At 72.3% G+C, this 14377-nt stretch carries 16 protein-coding genes and 1 riboswitch; of the genes, 10 read left to right on the top strand and 6 right to left on the bottom strand.

The features are described from left to right. Window positions 1-5: 5 nt before the first annotated feature. Window positions 6-1394: a MocR-like pyridoxine biosynthesis transcription factor PdxR gene (pdxR, locus tag ACZ4SF_RS07680; protein WP_468379644.1), complete on the top strand. Its 1389-nt coding sequence runs from the start codon at window positions 6-8 to the stop codon at window positions 1392-1394. A gap of 12 nt (window positions 1395-1406) precedes the next feature. Here pdxR and ACZ4SF_RS07675 read toward each other — a convergent pair whose 3' ends face one another. Then, window positions 1407-1652 (bottom strand): GntR family transcriptional regulator, encoded by a 246-nt coding sequence (locus tag ACZ4SF_RS07675; protein ID WP_468379641.1) that lies wholly within the window; start codon window positions 1650-1652, stop codon window positions 1407-1409. Window positions 1653-1800: 148 nt separating this feature from the next. Between ACZ4SF_RS07675 and ACZ4SF_RS07670 the strand changes: the two genes are divergently transcribed. Both ACZ4SF_RS07670 and ACZ4SF_RS07665 read left to right on the top strand, forming a co-directional pair. Further along, window positions 1801-2055, top strand: a complete 255-nt coding sequence (locus ACZ4SF_RS07670) for a hypothetical protein (protein WP_468379638.1) — start codon at window positions 1801-1803, stop codon at window positions 2053-2055. After that, a complete protein-coding gene (locus ACZ4SF_RS07665; RefSeq protein WP_468379635.1) occupies window positions 2052-2321 on the top strand; it encodes a hypothetical protein in 270 nt (89 codons plus the stop codon). Before ACZ4SF_RS07670 ends, ACZ4SF_RS07665 begins: the two co-directional genes overlap by 4 nt. Before the next feature lie 220 nt (window positions 2322-2541). On the opposite strand, the gene ACZ4SF_RS07660 is transcribed toward ACZ4SF_RS07665, so the two are convergent. Then, on the bottom strand, window positions 2542-3372 hold the full coding sequence (locus tag ACZ4SF_RS07660) for a DMT family transporter (RefSeq protein WP_468380430.1): 831 nt from the start codon (window positions 3370-3372) through the stop codon (window positions 2542-2544). Window positions 3373-3489: 117 nt separating this feature from the next. On the opposite strand from ACZ4SF_RS07660, the gene ACZ4SF_RS07655 reads away from it, so the two are divergent. Further along, window positions 3490-3909, top strand: coding sequence for a hypothetical protein (locus ACZ4SF_RS07655; protein ID WP_468379632.1), 420 nt, complete (start codon window positions 3490-3492; stop codon window positions 3907-3909). A gap of 13 nt (window positions 3910-3922) precedes the next feature. Further along, window positions 3923-5107, top strand: a complete 1185-nt coding sequence (locus tag ACZ4SF_RS07650; RefSeq protein ID WP_468379629.1) for a glutathionylspermidine synthase family protein — start codon at window positions 3923-3925, stop codon at window positions 5105-5107. Window positions 5108-5253: 146 nt separating this feature from the next. On the opposite strand, the gene ACZ4SF_RS07645 is transcribed toward ACZ4SF_RS07650, so the two are convergent. Beyond that, a complete protein-coding gene (locus tag ACZ4SF_RS07645; protein WP_468379626.1) occupies window positions 5254-5817 on the bottom strand; it encodes a TetR/AcrR family transcriptional regulator in 564 nt (187 codons plus the stop codon). Between the two features lie 89 nt (window positions 5818-5906). Here ACZ4SF_RS07645 and ACZ4SF_RS07640 point away from each other — a divergent pair, with 89 nt between their 5' ends. Next, window positions 5907-6368, top strand: coding sequence for a nuclear transport factor 2 family protein (locus ACZ4SF_RS07640; protein ID WP_468379624.1), 462 nt, complete (start codon window positions 5907-5909; stop codon window positions 6366-6368). On the opposite strand, the gene rocD is transcribed toward ACZ4SF_RS07640, so the two are convergent. Beyond that, entirely contained in the window at window positions 6369-7577 is a 1209-nt protein-coding gene (gene rocD, locus ACZ4SF_RS07635; RefSeq protein ID WP_468379621.1) for an ornithine--oxo-acid transaminase, read from the bottom strand. It lies immediately after the preceding gene. Between the two features lie 113 nt (window positions 7578-7690). Beyond that, a riboswitch (ZMP/ZTP riboswitch) is annotated at window positions 7691-7781 on the top strand. A 33-nt stretch (window positions 7782-7814) separates the two neighbouring features. Between rocD and ACZ4SF_RS07630 the strand changes: the two genes are divergently transcribed. The 3 genes from ACZ4SF_RS07630 to ACZ4SF_RS07620 all read left to right on the top strand — a co-directional run bounded on the left by ACZ4SF_RS07630 (window position 7815) and on the right by ACZ4SF_RS07620 (window position 11144). Then, complete coding sequence (locus tag ACZ4SF_RS07630) at window positions 7815-9269, top strand: glycine hydroxymethyltransferase (protein WP_468379618.1); 1455 nt, start codon at window positions 7815-7817, stop codon at window positions 9267-9269. Window positions 9270-9397: 128 nt separating this feature from the next. Continuing rightward, window positions 9398-10411 (top strand): tryptophan--tRNA ligase, encoded by a 1014-nt coding sequence (gene trpS / locus ACZ4SF_RS07625; protein ID WP_468379616.1) that lies wholly within the window; start codon window positions 9398-9400, stop codon window positions 10409-10411. A gap of 151 nt (window positions 10412-10562) precedes the next feature. Beyond that, complete coding sequence (locus ACZ4SF_RS07620) at window positions 10563-11144, top strand: 2'-5' RNA ligase family protein (protein ID WP_468379613.1); 582 nt, start codon at window positions 10563-10565, stop codon at window positions 11142-11144. Between the two features lie 126 nt (window positions 11145-11270). Here the strand turns inward: ACZ4SF_RS07620 and ACZ4SF_RS07615 are convergent, their stop codons facing one another. Beyond that, window positions 11271-12038, bottom strand: a complete 768-nt coding sequence (locus ACZ4SF_RS07615; RefSeq protein WP_468379611.1) for a decaprenylphospho-beta-D-erythro-pentofuranosid-2-ulose 2-reductase — start codon at window positions 12036-12038, stop codon at window positions 11271-11273. Between the two features lie 85 nt (window positions 12039-12123). Between ACZ4SF_RS07615 and ACZ4SF_RS07610 the strand changes: the two genes are divergently transcribed. After that, entirely contained in the window at window positions 12124-13032 is a 909-nt protein-coding gene (locus ACZ4SF_RS07610) for a YihY/virulence factor BrkB family protein (protein WP_468379608.1), read from the top strand. On the opposite strand, the gene ACZ4SF_RS07605 is transcribed toward ACZ4SF_RS07610, so the two are convergent. Then, window positions 12980-14212, bottom strand: a complete 1233-nt coding sequence (locus ACZ4SF_RS07605; protein ID WP_468379605.1) for a D-alanyl-D-alanine carboxypeptidase family protein — start codon at window positions 14210-14212, stop codon at window positions 12980-12982. The two genes, ACZ4SF_RS07610 and ACZ4SF_RS07605, sit on opposite strands and share 53 nt — an antisense overlap. Window positions 14213-14377 lie beyond the last annotated feature (165 nt).

The raw sequence follows: 14377 nt of genomic DNA, 5'->3' as shown, positions 1-14377 counted from the left end.
TTTCCATGGCAGAATCCTGGGCCACTTTGGGCGTCGACCTGCACCTCGAACCGGCCGGCGCGGGCGGCCTGCGCCGCGGTCTGACCGACGCGCTGCGGGACGCGGTGCGCACCGGCCGGCTCGCCCCCGGCACCCGGCTGCCCTCCTCCCGCTCCCTCGCCGCCGACCTCGGCATCGCCCGCAACACCGTCGCCGAGGCCTACGCCGACCTGGTCGCCGAGGGCTGGCTCACCGCCCGCCAGGGTTCCGGCACCCGGGTCGCCGACCGGGCCGTCACCCCGCCCGGGAGCACGGCACCCCGGCGCCGCGAATCCGGCCGTCCCGCCTACGACCTGATCCCCGGCACCCCCGACCTCGCCGCGTTCCCGCGCACCGAATGGCTCAAGGCCGCCCGCCGCGCCCTGGCCACCGCCCCCTTCGACGCCCTCGGCTACGGCGACCCGCGCGGCCGCCCCGAACTCCGCGCCGCCCTCGCCGGCTACCTCGCCCGCGCCCGCGGCGTCCGCACCGACCCCGGCACGATCCTGATCACCGCGGGCTTCTCGCACGCCCTGCGCGTCCTCGGCCCGGTGCTGCGGGCCCGCGGGGCGCGGACGGTGGCGGTGGAGTCGTACGGGCTGGACGTCCACTGGCGGCTGCTGCGTGACGCCGGGCTCACGACACCCGCGCTGCCGTACGACGAACTGGGCACCGACCCGGGGGTGTTGCGGAACGAGGGCGCGGTCCTGCTCACGCCCGCCCACCAGTTCCCGATGGGCACACCCCTGCACCGCGACCGGCGCGCCGCCGTCGTGGAGTGGGCGCGGCGCACCGGCGGGCTGGTCCTGGAGGACGACTACGACGGCGAGTTCCGCTACGACCGCCAGCCGATCGGCGCCCTGCAGGGCCTGGACCCCGACCGCGTGATCTACCTCGGCACCGCCAGCAAGTCCCTGGCCCCCGGACTGCGGCTGGGCTGGATGGTGCTGCCGCCGTTCCTGGTGGAGGAGGCGGCCGCGGCGAAGGGCAGCAGCGACACCTGCGGGGTGCTGGACCAGCTGACCCTGGCCGAGTTCCTCACCTCCGGCGCCTACGACCGCCACGTGCGCTCCGCCCGGCTGCGCTACCGGCGCCGCCGTGACGCCCTCGCCGCCGCCGTCGCCGAACGCGCGCCCGGCGTCCGGGTCACCGGGATCGCCGCCGGGCTGCATGCGATGCTGCGACTGCCGCCAGGCACCGAGCAGTCGGTGATCCAGGCCGCGTCCTGGCAGGGCCTGGCCCTGCACGGCCTGGCCTTCCACCGGCACCCGCAGGCCGTCGCCGAGCCACTGGACGCCCTGGTCGTCGGCTACGGCACACCGCCGGACAGCGCATGGGCGGGAGCGCTGGAGGCACTGTGCCGGGTGCTGCCGTGAGAGCGGCTCCGGTCAGGCGGGGGAGGGCGGCAGCGTGTCGACCACGAAGGTCCCCAGTCCGACTTCGCCCCGCGTCCAGCCCTCTTCCCGTACATGACGCATGGCCTTCGCGGCCGTCGCGTTCACCACGTCGAATTCCTGGGCGATTTCGAGCGTGGACGGCACACGGCTTCCCGGCGGGTACGTGCCGTCCTGGATGCGCCGGATGATCTCCGCCGCGATCTGACGCCAGAGCGGGCGCGTGCGGTCAAGCTCCATGAGGCTCAGCGTGGGTGACCATGGCTTTCTACGCATCCGTGGTTATCCACGGTTATCTGCGCTATGTTGATTCAGTGCACTGAACGGCCCCGACGGGAAGCGGCAACTTCCTCATCGGGGCCTCAGCCGACTGAACAGGAGTCGACCTATGCGCAGCCTACTGGCCGCGATCCTGAGCCTCTTCCGGCGTTCTTGCGAAGCGCACCCGCCACCCCCACTCATCGCCTGCCCGTCGGCTTCCGTACCCCGGCCCGCCCCCGCCCGTCGGATCCGGGCGTCGTATTCGGTGGACGTCATCTGTGCCGACGGCATGCCGCTGGTCCGGCCCTACGTCGTCGCCTGGGAACGCGAGCGGGACGAACGGGAGCGGCACTACTACGCCCCCTGGGAGGCCGCCGTATGAGCGGCCGTCCCCGCAGCCTCGGTGTGGACCCTGCCACCGGCAAGGAGGCGTTCGCGGTCGTACGCCCCGGCGGTCTCCTGGAGGCGCTGGCCGACGCGCGCGCCCTGGAGACCGCCGCCGTCCTGGTGGCGGTCATCGGGGCCGTACTGGAGGCGGGTGAGGCGTCGGACGTCGAACTCGCCGCCTTCGTACGGCCGTTGCACGCGGCGCTGGAGGAGTGCGTCCGGATGCTGGCGGCGGGCTCGGGCGACCCGGCCTGGGACTGATGGCACGGAGGCCGGAGGCCGAACGTGCTGCGGTGACACCCTTGATCGCGTCTCCGAGCCGTTCGGCCGCCCGGCGGGGGCGGGCTTGCCGGTGCGGTGACCGCGCCGACACCGCCCTCCACGTCGGGCAGGCACCATCACGCCGCTTCTCGTGGGACACCTGTGCACTCCGGAACTGGGACCATGTACGGAGCGACCCCTGACCCAGCCAGGTGCGGCCTCAGGCTTCTTCCGCCACCGGCGCCTCCCCGAACCGCGCCAGCGCAAGCGCACCCGCCACCGCCACCGCGAACCCCAGCACCGCCGGCCAGGCCAGCCCCTCCCGGGTGCGGTCGCCGAGCCAGACCACGCCCACCACGGCCGGGCCGATCGTCTCGCCGATCACCAGGCCGGCCGTCGCCGTGGTCACCGAGCCCCGCTGCAGGGCCGAGGTGAGCAGCAGGAACGCGGCACCACCGCCGAGCAGCAGGGCGTACGCCGCCGGATTGGCCAGCAGACCGGCAGGGCGAAGCGAGTCGATCAGCCGTACCGCCACCTCCACCACCCCGAACCCGAACCCCGCGCCGAGCCCCAGCAGCAGCGCCCGGGGCCGTCCGGACAGTCGCCCGCCGACCGCGCCGAGCAGCAGCACGCCGACGGCCGCCGCCACCATCGCGTACTTCAGCCAGTCCGGCCCGCTCCGCTCGCCCTCCGTGCCCGAGGCGAGCCCCAGCATGGCCAGCCCCGCGCACACCACCCCGACGGCGGACCACTCGAGACCGCTCAGCCGGACGTGCAGCAGCCGCGCCGCCACCACCGCGGTCACCGCGAGGCTCGCCGCCAGCGCCGCGCCCACCGCGTAGATCGGCACGGACCGCAGGGCCGCGATCTGCAGCAGGAAACCCAGCCCGTCCAGGGCGAGACCGGCGAGGTAGCGCCACTGGCGCAGCGCCCGCAGCAGCAGTGCCGCGTCCCCTCCGCCTCCCCCTTCGGCGCCCGCCGCCTGTGCGGCCACCGCCTGAAGCACCGTCGCCGTACCGAAGCAGACCGCCGCGCCGAGAGCGCACACCATTCCAAACAGCACGAAGTGACTCTAGGGGGCGGGAGATCGCGGGGGCCGGTGCAGGGCCGCTCGCAGCGGTCTCTAGGCTGACCGCCGGACACGACATCTGACGGGGGAGACACCACCATGGCGCAGACACGAAGGCAGCTCCGCTCCGGCGCGGTCGTCCTCGGCGGTATGGGCCTGCTGGCCGCCGCGCTCACCGCCTGCTCGTCCGAACCGGACAAGCGCTGCGTCGACCGTGACAGCTACGACCTGGACCGGGGCTACAAGGTCGTCTCCGACAAGAGCTGCAAGACCGGCGGCGCGGCCACGGACACGACCGGCAGGAAGAAGCCCGCCAAGAAGGGCGCCAAGCGGCGGGTCGACGCCGCCTGGTACTACGACGGCAAGGAGAGGGACGGCTGGGTCGACGGCGGTTCCTTCACCAAGTCCGGCGGCGGCTCGGGCAGCGGCTCCTCGTACGACGACGATGACGACCACCACAGCGGCGGCGGAGTGCACCGCGGCGGCTTCGGCGGCGGTCACGGCAGCTCCGGCGGCTGAACGGAACCCGACCGTGGAACGCCGTACGATCACCCCACGCCCCGGCTGGCAGCAGACCGTCGAGGAGCAGGGGCTCATCTACCCGCTCACCCGCCAGCCCGACGGGTCGCTGCGCCCCTACTGGGACGAGAGCGCCTACTACGTCTTCTCCCTGGACGAGGTCGAGGCGCTGGAGGAGACCGTCGAGGAACTGCACGCCATGTGTCTCGCGGCGGCCGGGTACATCGTGGCCGAGGACCGGCTCGCCGACCTCGGCATCACCGACCCGCGGGTGGCCGCGGCGGTCACCGAGGCCTGGCACCGCCGGGCGGAACTGCCGTCCCTGTACGGCAGGTTCGACCTCCGCTACGACGGCACGGGACCGGCGAAGCTCCTGGAGTACAACGCCGACACGCCCACCTCCCTGGTCGAGGCCGCCTCCCCGCAGTGGTTCTGGATGGAGGAGCGCTTCCCCGGCGCCGACCAGTGGAACTCCCTGCACGAGCGCCTGGTCGACGCCTGGCGCTCGCAGGCCGCCCTGCTGCCACCGGGCAGCCCGCTGCACTTCGCGCACTCCGCGGCCGACGAACTCGGCGAGGACCTGATGACGGTCGCCTACCTGAAGGAGACCGCCGAGCAGGCCGGCCTCACCACCGGCTGGCTCGCCATGGAGGAGATCGGCTGGGACAGCCTCTCCGGCCGCTTCGTCGACAACCAGCTGCGTTTCATCCGCAGCATCTTCAAGCTCTACCCCTGGGAGTGGCTCACCACCGACGCCTTCGGCGGGCACGTCCTGGACACCCTGGACAACGGCGGCGGCACCGGCAGCACCCTGTGGATCGAGCCCGCGTGGAAGATGCTGCTGAGCAACAAGGCCCTGCTGCCCGTCCTCTGGGAGCTGTACCCGGGCCACCCCAACCTCCTCCCGGCCTACCTGGACGGCCCCCGCGAACTGGCCGGGTCGACCGGCTACGTCGCCAAGCCCCTGCTCGGCCGGGAGGGCGAGGGCGTCACCGTGCACCGGCCGGGCGCACCGGCCGTCCTGCGCGACGAGCCCTGCTGCTACCAGCAACTGGCCCCGCTCCCCGCCTTCGACGGCAACCACGTCGTCCTCGGTGCCTGGGTCGTCCGCGACGAGTCCGCCGGCCTCGGGATCCGCGAGTCCACGGGCCTGATCACGGACGAGTACGCCCGCTTTCTGCCGCATGTGATCCTCTGAGGGGCCGGCCGAAGCATCCCGCGGGGCTCTCGAGCGGCCCGCGTCGCCGTGCAGCGCTCCACGCAGCGCACGTTCCGAGCCCGCTCCGCCAGGGCCGGGTGCGCAACCGGCCGCGTCCGGACGGTGGTCTCGTGTGGTGAGAGTCCCTAGCCGCCCAGCAGCCTTTCCACCGCCACCCGTGCCTGCGCCGCAGCGGCCGGATCCCCGGTGATGCCCGCGGTGACGATGGCTCCCTCGGCCAGCAGGAACACCGGTTCGGCCAACGGGGCCCCGGTGGCCCGTACCCATGCCGCGAGCTGGTCGTGGAAGGCCTGCTTGTGGGACCGGACCTCGGCCAGGACCGGCTCGGAGGACGAGCCCAGCTCGCCGTGGGCGTTGATCCAGGCGCAACCGCGGAAGCCGGGCTGAGCGAACCACTCGCCGAGCCAGTCGAAGACCGCGAGCACCCGTTCACGCGGGTCCTGCACGCTCTCCACGCGGTCGGCCAGGTGGCCGCGCCAGCGCCGGTCGCGGCGCCGGAGCACGGCGACCACGAGGTCCTCCTTGGTCGCGAAGAGCCGGTAGATCCGCTTCAGGGGCAGACCCGACGCCTCGCGGACCCGGTCCATCCCGACCGCCTGGATGCCGTGCGCGTAGAAGAGCGCCTCCGCCGCGTCCAGGAGCGCTTCGCGGTCCAGGCGGTTTCGTTCCTCGGTGATCGGGGCCGGCATGCGGGTCTCCTTGACGCTGAGAACGTGCGTTCTCTACCTTAGCCCCATTGATGGAGAACGTACGTTCTCGATGACCTGAGGAGACCGCCGTGCCCGAAGGACGCCCGCCCTGCCCGCCGTTCACCGAGGAAACCGCCCGTCAGAAAGTCCAGGCGGCCGAGGACGCCTGGAACACGCGCGACCCCCACCGGGTGGCCCTCGCCTACACACCGGACTCCGTCTGGCGCAACCGCGACCGCTTCGTCACCGGCCGGGAGGAGATCGTCGCCTTCCTGACCGAGAAATGGCAGCGCGAACAGGACTACGCCCTGCGCAAGAGCCTCTGGGACTTCCACGGCAACCGCATCGCCGTCCGCTTCCAGTACGAGTGCCACGACGCCGACGGCCAGTGGTGGCGCTCCTACGGCAACGAACTGTGGGAGTTCGACGAGCAGGGCCTGATGCGCCGCCGCGAGGCGAGCATCAACGACGTGCCCATCGGCGAAGCCGACCGGCGCATCTTCGGCCCCCGGCCCGCCGCTCTGCACGGCACCGACATCCCGCTGCGCTGATCACGCCCCGGACAGCACCTCGCACAGCTGTTCCACCCCCCACTCCAGCTCCTCCTCGCCGATCACCAGCGGGGGTGCGAGCCGGATGGTCGACCCGTGGGTGTCCTTGACCAGGACCCCACGGGCCAGCAGCTTCTCGGAGACCTCCCGCCCGGTGCCGGCCGGCCGCGCCACGTCCACGCCGGCCCACAGCCCGCGCCCCCGCACCGCCGTCACCCGGCCCGTGCCGCGCAGCTCGCCCAGCAGCCGGTGCAGCCGCTCGCCCAGCTCGGCAGCCCGCGCCTGGTACTCGCCGGTCCGCAGCATCGCGATCACCTCCAGCGCCACCGCGCAGGCCAGCGGGTTGCCGCCGAACGTCGACCCGTGCTCGCCCGGCCGGAACACCCCGAGCACCGCCGCGCTCGACACCACCGCCGACACCGGCACGATCCCGCCGCCCAGCGCCTTCCCCAGCACGTACATGTCCGGCACCACCCCCTCGTGCTCGCACGCGAAGGTCCGCCCGGTCCGGCCGAGCCCCGACTGCACCTCGTCGGCGACGAACAGCACGTTCCGCTCGCGCGTCAGCTCCCGCACCCCCGGCAGATAGCCGGCGGGCGGCACGATCACCCCGGACTCGCCCTGGATCGGCTCCAGCAGCACGGCCACGGTGTTCTCCGTCAGCGCCGCCCGCATCGCGGTCAGGTCGCCGTACGGCACGATCTCGAACCCCGGGGTGTACGGCCCGAAGTCCGCCCGCGCCTCGGGATCCGTCGAGAAGCTGATCACCGTCGTCGTACGGCCGTGGAAGTTGCCGCCCGCGACCACGACCTTCGCCATCTCCCCGGGCACGCCCTTCACCCGGTACCCCCACTTCCGGGCCGTCTTGACCGCGCTCTCCACCGCCTCCGCGCCCGTGTTCATCGGCAGCACCATCTCCATCCCGCACAGGTCCGCCAGCTCGGCGCAGAAGGCCGCGAACCGGTCGTGGTGGAAGGCGCGGGAGGTCAGCGTCACCCGCTCCAGCTGGGCCCTGGCCGCCGCGACCAGCCGGGGGTGGGTGTGCCCGAAGTTCAGCGCCGAGTAGCCGGCCAGCAGATCCAGGTACCGCCGCCCGTCCACATCCGTCAGCCACGCCCCCTCACCCGCGGCGATCACGACCGGCAGCGGATCGTAGGTGGGCGCGCAGTGCGCGTCGGCGATGGCGATGAGGTCTTCAGCAGTGGTCACGGCCTCTCCCGGATACGACGGTGACTCTCCCGGACACGACGGTGATCCCTTTCCTATCCTCGCTCGCATGGTGGACGCGGGATCTTCCCCGTCCGGCGCGCCCGGTAGGCTGACGAGCGGGCCGTGACTGGCGCGCTAGGGATGGGACGGACCATCAGGGAGCGGCCCGAGCCGGAAAGAGTGCCGTGCGCCTGGGCCGAACGTGAACGCTGTACGCACACCGTCCGGAGGTCCCCGATGCCCGAGAGTTCCGCCCCCCTCTCCACCGAGTCCACGGCCTTCCGCGCCGCCCTCGACGTCATCCGTGCCGTCGAGCCGGGCGTCGCCGACGCCATCGGCCAGGAGGTCGCCGATCAGCGCGAGATGCTCAAGCTGATCGCCTCCGAGAACTACGCCTCCCCGGCCACCCTGCTCGCCATGGGCAACTGGTTCAGCGACAAGTACGCCGAGGGCACCATCGGCCGCCGCTTCTACGCCGGCTGCCGCAACGTCGACACGGTGGAGTCCCTGGCCGCCGAGCACGCCAAGGCGCTCTTCGGCGCCCGGCACGCCTACGTCCAGCCGCACTCCGGCATCGACGCCAACCTCGTCGCCTTCTGGGCCGTGCTCGCCGACCGCGTCGAGGCCCCGTTCCTGGAGAAGACCGGCGCCCGCCAGGTCAACGACCTGTCCGAGGCCGACTGGGCCGAGCTGCGCCAGGCCTTCGGCAACCAGCGCATGCTCGGCATGTCCCTGGACGCCGGCGGCCACCTCACCCACGGCTTCCGCCCGAACATCTCCGGCAAGATGTTCGACCAGCGCTCCTACGGCACCGACCCGGCCACCGGCCTCATCGACTACGAGGCCCTGCGCGCCCAGGCCCGCGAGTTCAAGCCGCTGATCATCGTCGCCGGCTACTCCGCGTACCCCCGTCTGGTGAACTTCCGGATCATGCGCGAGATCGCCGACGAGGTCGGCGCGACCCTCATGGTCGACATGGCGCACTTCGCCGGCCTGGTCGCGGGCAAGGTCCTCACCGGCGACTTCGACCCGGTCCCGCACGCCCAGATCGTCACCACCACCACCCACAAGTCCCTGCGCGGCCCCCGCGGCGGCATGGTCCTGTGCGACGACTCCCTCAAGGACCAGGTCGACCGTGGCTGCCCCATGGTCCTCGGCGGCCCGCTCCCGCACGTCATGGCCGCCAAGGCCGTCGCCCTCGCCGAGGCCCGGCAGCCGGCCTTCCAGGACTACGCCCAGCGCATCGTCGACAACTCCCGGGCGCTGGCCGAGGGCCTGATGCGCCGCGGCGCCACCCTCGTCACCGGCGGCACCGACAACCACCTCAACCTGATCGACGTCGCCACCTCCTACGGCCTCACCGGCCGGCAGGCCGAGACGGCCCTGCTGGACTCCGGCATCGTCACCAACCGCAACGCCATTCCCGCCGACCCGAACGGCGCCTGGTACACCTCCGGCATCCGCGTCGGCACCCCCGCCCTGACCACGCGTGGCCTGGGAACGGCCGAGATGGACGAGGTGGCGGGCCTGATCGACCGCGTCCTCACCACCACCGAGCCGGGCACCACGAAGTCCGGCGCACCGTCCAAGGCGGCCCACGTCCTGGACGAGAAGGTCGCGCAGGAGATCGCCCAGCGGGCCACGGACCTGGTGGCGGGCTTCCCGCTGTACCCGGAAGTCGACCTGGGCTGAAGCACCCCGTCAGGGGCGGCGGGGCCGTATCCGATGATGCGGCTCCGCCGCGTGGGCGCGCTCGGCAACAACGTGCCCGCCGTTCCCCACGCACCGAACCCACCCGTCACTCTGCGACAATGAGGGGTATGGCTTCAGACCGACCTCGCGTGCTCTCCGGTATCCAGCCCACGGCAGGCTCGTTCCACCTGGGCAACTACCTCGGCGCCGTCCGCCAGTGGGTGGCCCTGCAGGAGTCCCACGACGCCTTCTACATGGTCGTCGACCTGCACGCGATCACGGTCCCGCAGGACCCGGAGGAACTGCGGGCCAACACCCGGCTGGCCGCCGCCCAGCTGCTGGCCGCCGGCCTGGACCCGGACCGCTGCACCCTCTTCGTGCAGAGCCACGTCCCCGAGCACGCCCAGCTCGCCTGGGTCATGAACTGCCTCACCGGCTTCGGCGAGGCCAGCCGCATGACCCAGTTCAAGGACAAGTCCGCCAAGCAGGGCGCCGACCGCGCATCCGTCGGCCTGTTCACGTACCCGGTCCTCCAGGTCGCCGACATCCTGCTGTACCAGGCCAACCAGGTGCCCGTCGGTGAGGACCAGCGCCAGCACATCGAGCTGACCCGCGACCTCGCCGAGCGCTTCAACGGCCGGTTCGGCCAGACCTTCACCGTCCCGGCGCCGTACATCCTCAAGGAGACGGCGAAGATCTACGACCTCCAGGACCCGACGGTCAAGATGAGCAAGTCGGCCTCCACACCGAAGGGCCTCATCAACCTGCTCGACGACCCGAAGGCCACGGCCAAGAAGGTCAAGAGCGCGGTCACCGACACCGACACCGTGATCCGCTTCGACGCCGAGAACAAGCCGGGCGTCTCGAACCTCCTCACCATCTACTCCACCCTCACCGGCACGTCGGTCGCCGAGCTGGAGCGGGACTACGAGGGCAAGATGTACGGCGCCCTCAAGACGGACCTCGCCGAGGTGATGGTCGAGTTCGTGACCCCGTTCCGCGAGCGCACCCAGCAGTACCTGGACGACCCCGAGACGCTCGACTCGATCCTGGCCAAGGGCGCGGAGAAGGCGCGCGCCGTCGCCGCGGAGACGCTCTCCCAGGCGTACGACCGCGTGGGTTTCCTGCCGGCCAAGCACTGAGGCGCACCACCGCACGCGGCCCCGGGCGGGCAGAGCGCTGCACATCACTTCCGCTGCGCCTGCCGACAGGACATCCGGGGCCGTACAGTCGATAGCCGACGGCCGGGACGAGACGGCCGAGAAGACGACAGACGTGACGACAGGAGAAGACGTGGGGACCGTAACGATCGGCGTGTCGATCGCGGTCCCGGAGCCTCACGGCAGCCTGCTCCAGGAGCGGCGCGCGGGCTTCGGCGACGCCGCGGCTCACGGTATTCCCACGCACGTCACGCTGTTGCCGCCGACCGAGGTGGCCGAGGCCGACCTGCCGGCCGTCGACGCGCACCTCGGCGAGGTCGCCGCGGCCGGCCGGCCGTTCCCGATGCGGCTCTCCGGCACCGGCACGTTCCGGCCCCTGTCGCCGGTGGTCTACGTCCGCGTGGTCCAGGGCGCCGAGGCCTGCTCCTGGCTGCAGCAGCGGGTCCGGGACGCCTCCGGGCCGATGGCGCGCGAGCTGCAGTTCCCGTACCACCCGCACGTCACCGTCGCCCACGGCATCGACGACGCGGCGATGGACCGGGCCTTCGAGGAACTGGCAGGCTTCGACGCGGAGTGGCCGTGCACCGGCTTCGCGCTGTACGAGCAGGGTGCCGACGGGGTGTGGCGCAAGCTGCGGGAGTACCCGTTCGGGGGATCCGTGGTGCCGCCCCAGGCCGGCCCCGCGGACCTGTACGCTCCGCGCGTCGTGCCGTAACGCGTCGTGCCGTAACGCGTCGTGCCGTAACGGGTCTTGCCGTAACGGGTCGTGCCGTAACGGGTCGTGGTTCGGCTGCGGCGCCGTGGTGGCTGTTCGCGCCGTTCCCCGCGCCCCTTCGGGGCACTACAGCGGAAGCCGCCTGAACAGTGGCCGTGGTGCGTGTCGCAGTACCGACATGAGCAGCCGTAGTCCGCCCGGCACCCAGACAGTCTCCGAGCGCCGGCGCAGGCCCAGTTCGATCGCCGTGGCCACCGCCTCCGGGGTCGTGGCGAGCGGTGGCCGGGCACGACCGGCCGTCCTTCTCGTCCGGACGAACCCGGGGCGTACGACCATGACATGGACGCCGGTGCCGTGGAGGGCGTCGCCGAGGCCCTGGGCGAAGGTGTCGAGGCCGGCCTTGCTGGAGCCGTAGATGAAGTCGGTGCGGCGGGCGCGTTCGGCCGCGGTCGAGGAGAGTACGACGAGGGAGCCGTGGCCCTGGGTCTGCAGCGCGCGGCCCGCGACCAGGCCCGCCGAGACGGCCCCGGTGTAGTTGGTCCGGGCGACCTGCACGGCGCGGACCGGGTCGCGTTCGTCGTGGGCCTGGTCGCCGAGGATGCCGAAGGCGAGCAGCACCAGGTCGATGGTGCCCTCGGCGAAGACCTTGCCGAGTACGGTCTCGTGGGACTCGGGGGCGAGCGCGTCGAAGGCGACGGTGCGCACGTCCGCGCCCAGTCTGCGCAGGCCGTCGGCGGCCTGTTCCAGCGCGGGGGAGGGACGGCCCGCCAGCCACACAGTGCGGGCGCGGCGGGCGATCAGCCGGCGCGCGGTGGCCAGCGCGATCTCGGACGTGCCGCCGAGGACGAGCAGGGACCGGGGCGGTGCGGTGGGCGGTGCGGTGGGATCCTTCATGACAGCTGACCGTATCGCCCGCATATGACCGTTCTGGCGAAGAAACGCGGTGTTGGCGCTCCCGCACAGCGGGCACAGTCGGATCATGGACTGGCTGAAGAGGCTTCCCGGCATCGGGCCGATCGTCACCTTGTTGACGGCCACGCACGCGTGGCGGAGTTACGAGCGCCTGGACCGGGTGAAGTGGACCCGGCTGGCCGCCGCCATGACGTTCGTCAGCTTCGTGGCCCTGTTCCCGCTGCTGACCGTGGCCGCCGCGATCACCGCGGCCACACTCAGCCCCGCCCGCCAGAAGATCGTCGAGCGCCGGATCGCCGACCAGTTCCCGGGCCTCTCCGAACAGCTGGACCTGACCTCCCTGGTGCAGAACGCGGGTACCGTCGGCGTCATCGCGGGCGCCGTGCTGCTGCTCACGGGCATCGGCTGGGTCGGTCAGATGCGGGACTGCCTGCGCGCGGTGTGGGAGCTGCCGGACCACGAGGAGAACCCGGTTCTCGACAAGGCCAAGGACGCCGGCATCCTGCTGGGCCTGGGCGGCGCCCTGCTGGTCACGCTCGCCGCGTCCACCCTCGCCTCGGCCGCCATCGGCTGGCTGTCCCGGCACATCGGCCTGGACGAGCAGAGCTGGGGCAGCCTGCTGCTGCAGATCGCCGCGTTCGCCGTCGCCGTCCTCGCCGACTTCCTGGTCCTGCTCTACGTCCTGACCCTGCTGCCCGGCGTCGAGCCGCAGCGCCGCCGCCTGCTGGTGGCCGCGCTGCTCGGCGCGATCGGCTTCGAACTGCTGAAGCTGCTGCTCAGCGGCTACATCCAGGGCGTCGCCGCGAAGAGCGTGTACGGCGCGTTCGGTGTCCCCGTGGCGCTGCTGCTGTGGATCAATTTCACCGCCAAACTGGTCCTGTTCTGCGCCTCCTGGACGGCGACGCCGAGCAAGGAGGCCGAGGTCACGGACGCGTCCGACGGCGCATCAGATCCGGTAGCGGCCAACGGCGGTTGACCAGGAACGCACCGCCCCCGAGCAGCACCAGCAGTCCGCCCGCGACGGCCAGGGCGATCCCCGCACCGCTGGATCCGGACTCGGCGGTGGCGCCCGCCACCGGCTTGGCACCGGCCCCGGTCCCGGCCGCCTGCTCGGCGGACACGCCGGGGTCCGGCCGGCCGGTGGCCGGCGCGGCACTCTTCGGCGGCACCAGCTCGCCCACGGCGTTGACCTTGCCGACCGCCTGGAAGCCCCAGTCGAACAGCTTGGCGGTCTCCTTGTAGACCTCGTTGTGCTCGCGCTTCTCCGGATTCATCACCGTGACCAGCAGCACCTTGCCGCCCCGCTCGGCGACCCCGGTGAAGGTGGCGCCCGCGTGCGTGGTGTTGCCGTTCTTCACGCCCGCGATGCCCTGGTAGACCGGGACGTCGTGGTCGCCGCTCAGCAGCCGGTTGGTGTTCTGGATCTCCGCCGACCCGAACTTGGCCCGCACGGTCGAGCAGTACTCGCGGAAGTCCTTCTTCTGCAGCCCGGAGCGGGCGAACAGTGTCAGGTCGTACGCCGACGACACCTGCCCCGGCGCGTCGTAGCCGTCGGGCGAGACCACGTGCGTGTCCAGGGCCTGCAGCTCCTCGGCGTGGTCCTGCATGTCCTCGACGGTCTGCTCGACACCGCCGTTCATCGCGGCCAGCACGTGCACGGCGTCGTTGCCCGAGCGCAGGAAGACCCCCAGCCACAGATCGTGGACGGAGTAGGTGCTGCCCTCCTTCGTCCCGACCACGCTGGAGCCGGCGCCCATGCCCGCGAGGTCGGACGGCACCACCTTGTGCGTGGTGCTCTTGGGGAAACGTGGCAGCACGGTGTCGGCGAACAGCATCTTCAGCGTGCTCGCCGGGGGCAACCGCCAGTGCGCGTTGTGCGCGGCGAGCACCTCGCCGGACTCGGCGTCGGAGACGATCCAGGAACGCGCGGTGAGGTCCTTGGGCAGCACCGGGACACCGGGGGCGAGATTGACCTGCGTGCCCGGCTGCCCGAGCCGGGCACCGCCCACGGTCGACATCCGGGCCGGGGGAGTGGCCGACGGGCTCGTCGAAGGGGTCGGCTCGGCGAGGGCGGCGGGCGCGGTGACGGACAGGGAGAGCAGAGTGGCGGAGGTCACCAGCAAGGATCGCCGGCCGGTCTTCTTCGGTGCGGGCACGGTCGAGAACGTACCTGCAGCGGCCCGTGCACTCCCGCTCACCGCCCCACCCCCGACACGGAACGGAGGACGGGACGGCGATACTGGTGCCATGCCGTGCCCGCCCGGGGGGCAACCCCGGGACCCCCGGCCGCCTGCGGGTGCCCGGTGCTGTTCGGAAAGGTC

It is taken from the genome of Streptomyces sp. NPDC027663, from assembly GCF_055566415.1.
Note: the sequence above shows the minus strand (reverse complement) of the source record. Positions and strands in the feature narration are given on the sequence as shown.

Coding starts and splice junctions, on each gene's coding strand:
- ACZ4SF_RS07675 (WP_468379641.1), bottom strand. CDS start 1,652: ATGGAGCTTGACCGCACGCGCCCGCTCTGGCGTCAGATCGCGGCGGAG.
- pdxR (WP_468379644.1), top strand. CDS start 6: ATGGCAGAATCCTGGGCCACTTTGGGCGTCGACCTGCACCTCGAACCG.
- ACZ4SF_RS07610 (WP_468379608.1), top strand. CDS start 12,124: ATGGACTGGCTGAAGAGGCTTCCCGGCATCGGGCCGATCGTCACCTTG.
- ACZ4SF_RS07630 (WP_468379618.1), top strand. CDS start 7,815: ATGCCCGAGAGTTCCGCCCCCCTCTCCACCGAGTCCACGGCCTTCCGC.
- trpS (WP_468379616.1), top strand. CDS start 9,398: ATGGCTTCAGACCGACCTCGCGTGCTCTCCGGTATCCAGCCCACGGCA.
- ACZ4SF_RS07665 (WP_468379635.1), top strand. CDS start 2,052: ATGAGCGGCCGTCCCCGCAGCCTCGGTGTGGACCCTGCCACCGGCAAG.
- ACZ4SF_RS07660 (WP_468380430.1), bottom strand. CDS start 3,372: ATGGTGTGCGCTCTCGGCGCGGCGGTCTGCTTCGGTACGGCGACGGTG.
- ACZ4SF_RS07655 (WP_468379632.1), top strand. CDS start 3,490: ATGGCGCAGACACGAAGGCAGCTCCGCTCCGGCGCGGTCGTCCTCGGC.
- ACZ4SF_RS07645 (WP_468379626.1), bottom strand. CDS start 5,817: ATGCCGGCCCCGATCACCGAGGAACGAAACCGCCTGGACCGCGAAGCG.
- ACZ4SF_RS07615 (WP_468379611.1), bottom strand. CDS start 12,038: ATGAAGGATCCCACCGCACCGCCCACCGCACCGCCCCGGTCCCTGCTC.
- ACZ4SF_RS07670 (WP_468379638.1), top strand. CDS start 1,801: ATGCGCAGCCTACTGGCCGCGATCCTGAGCCTCTTCCGGCGTTCTTGC.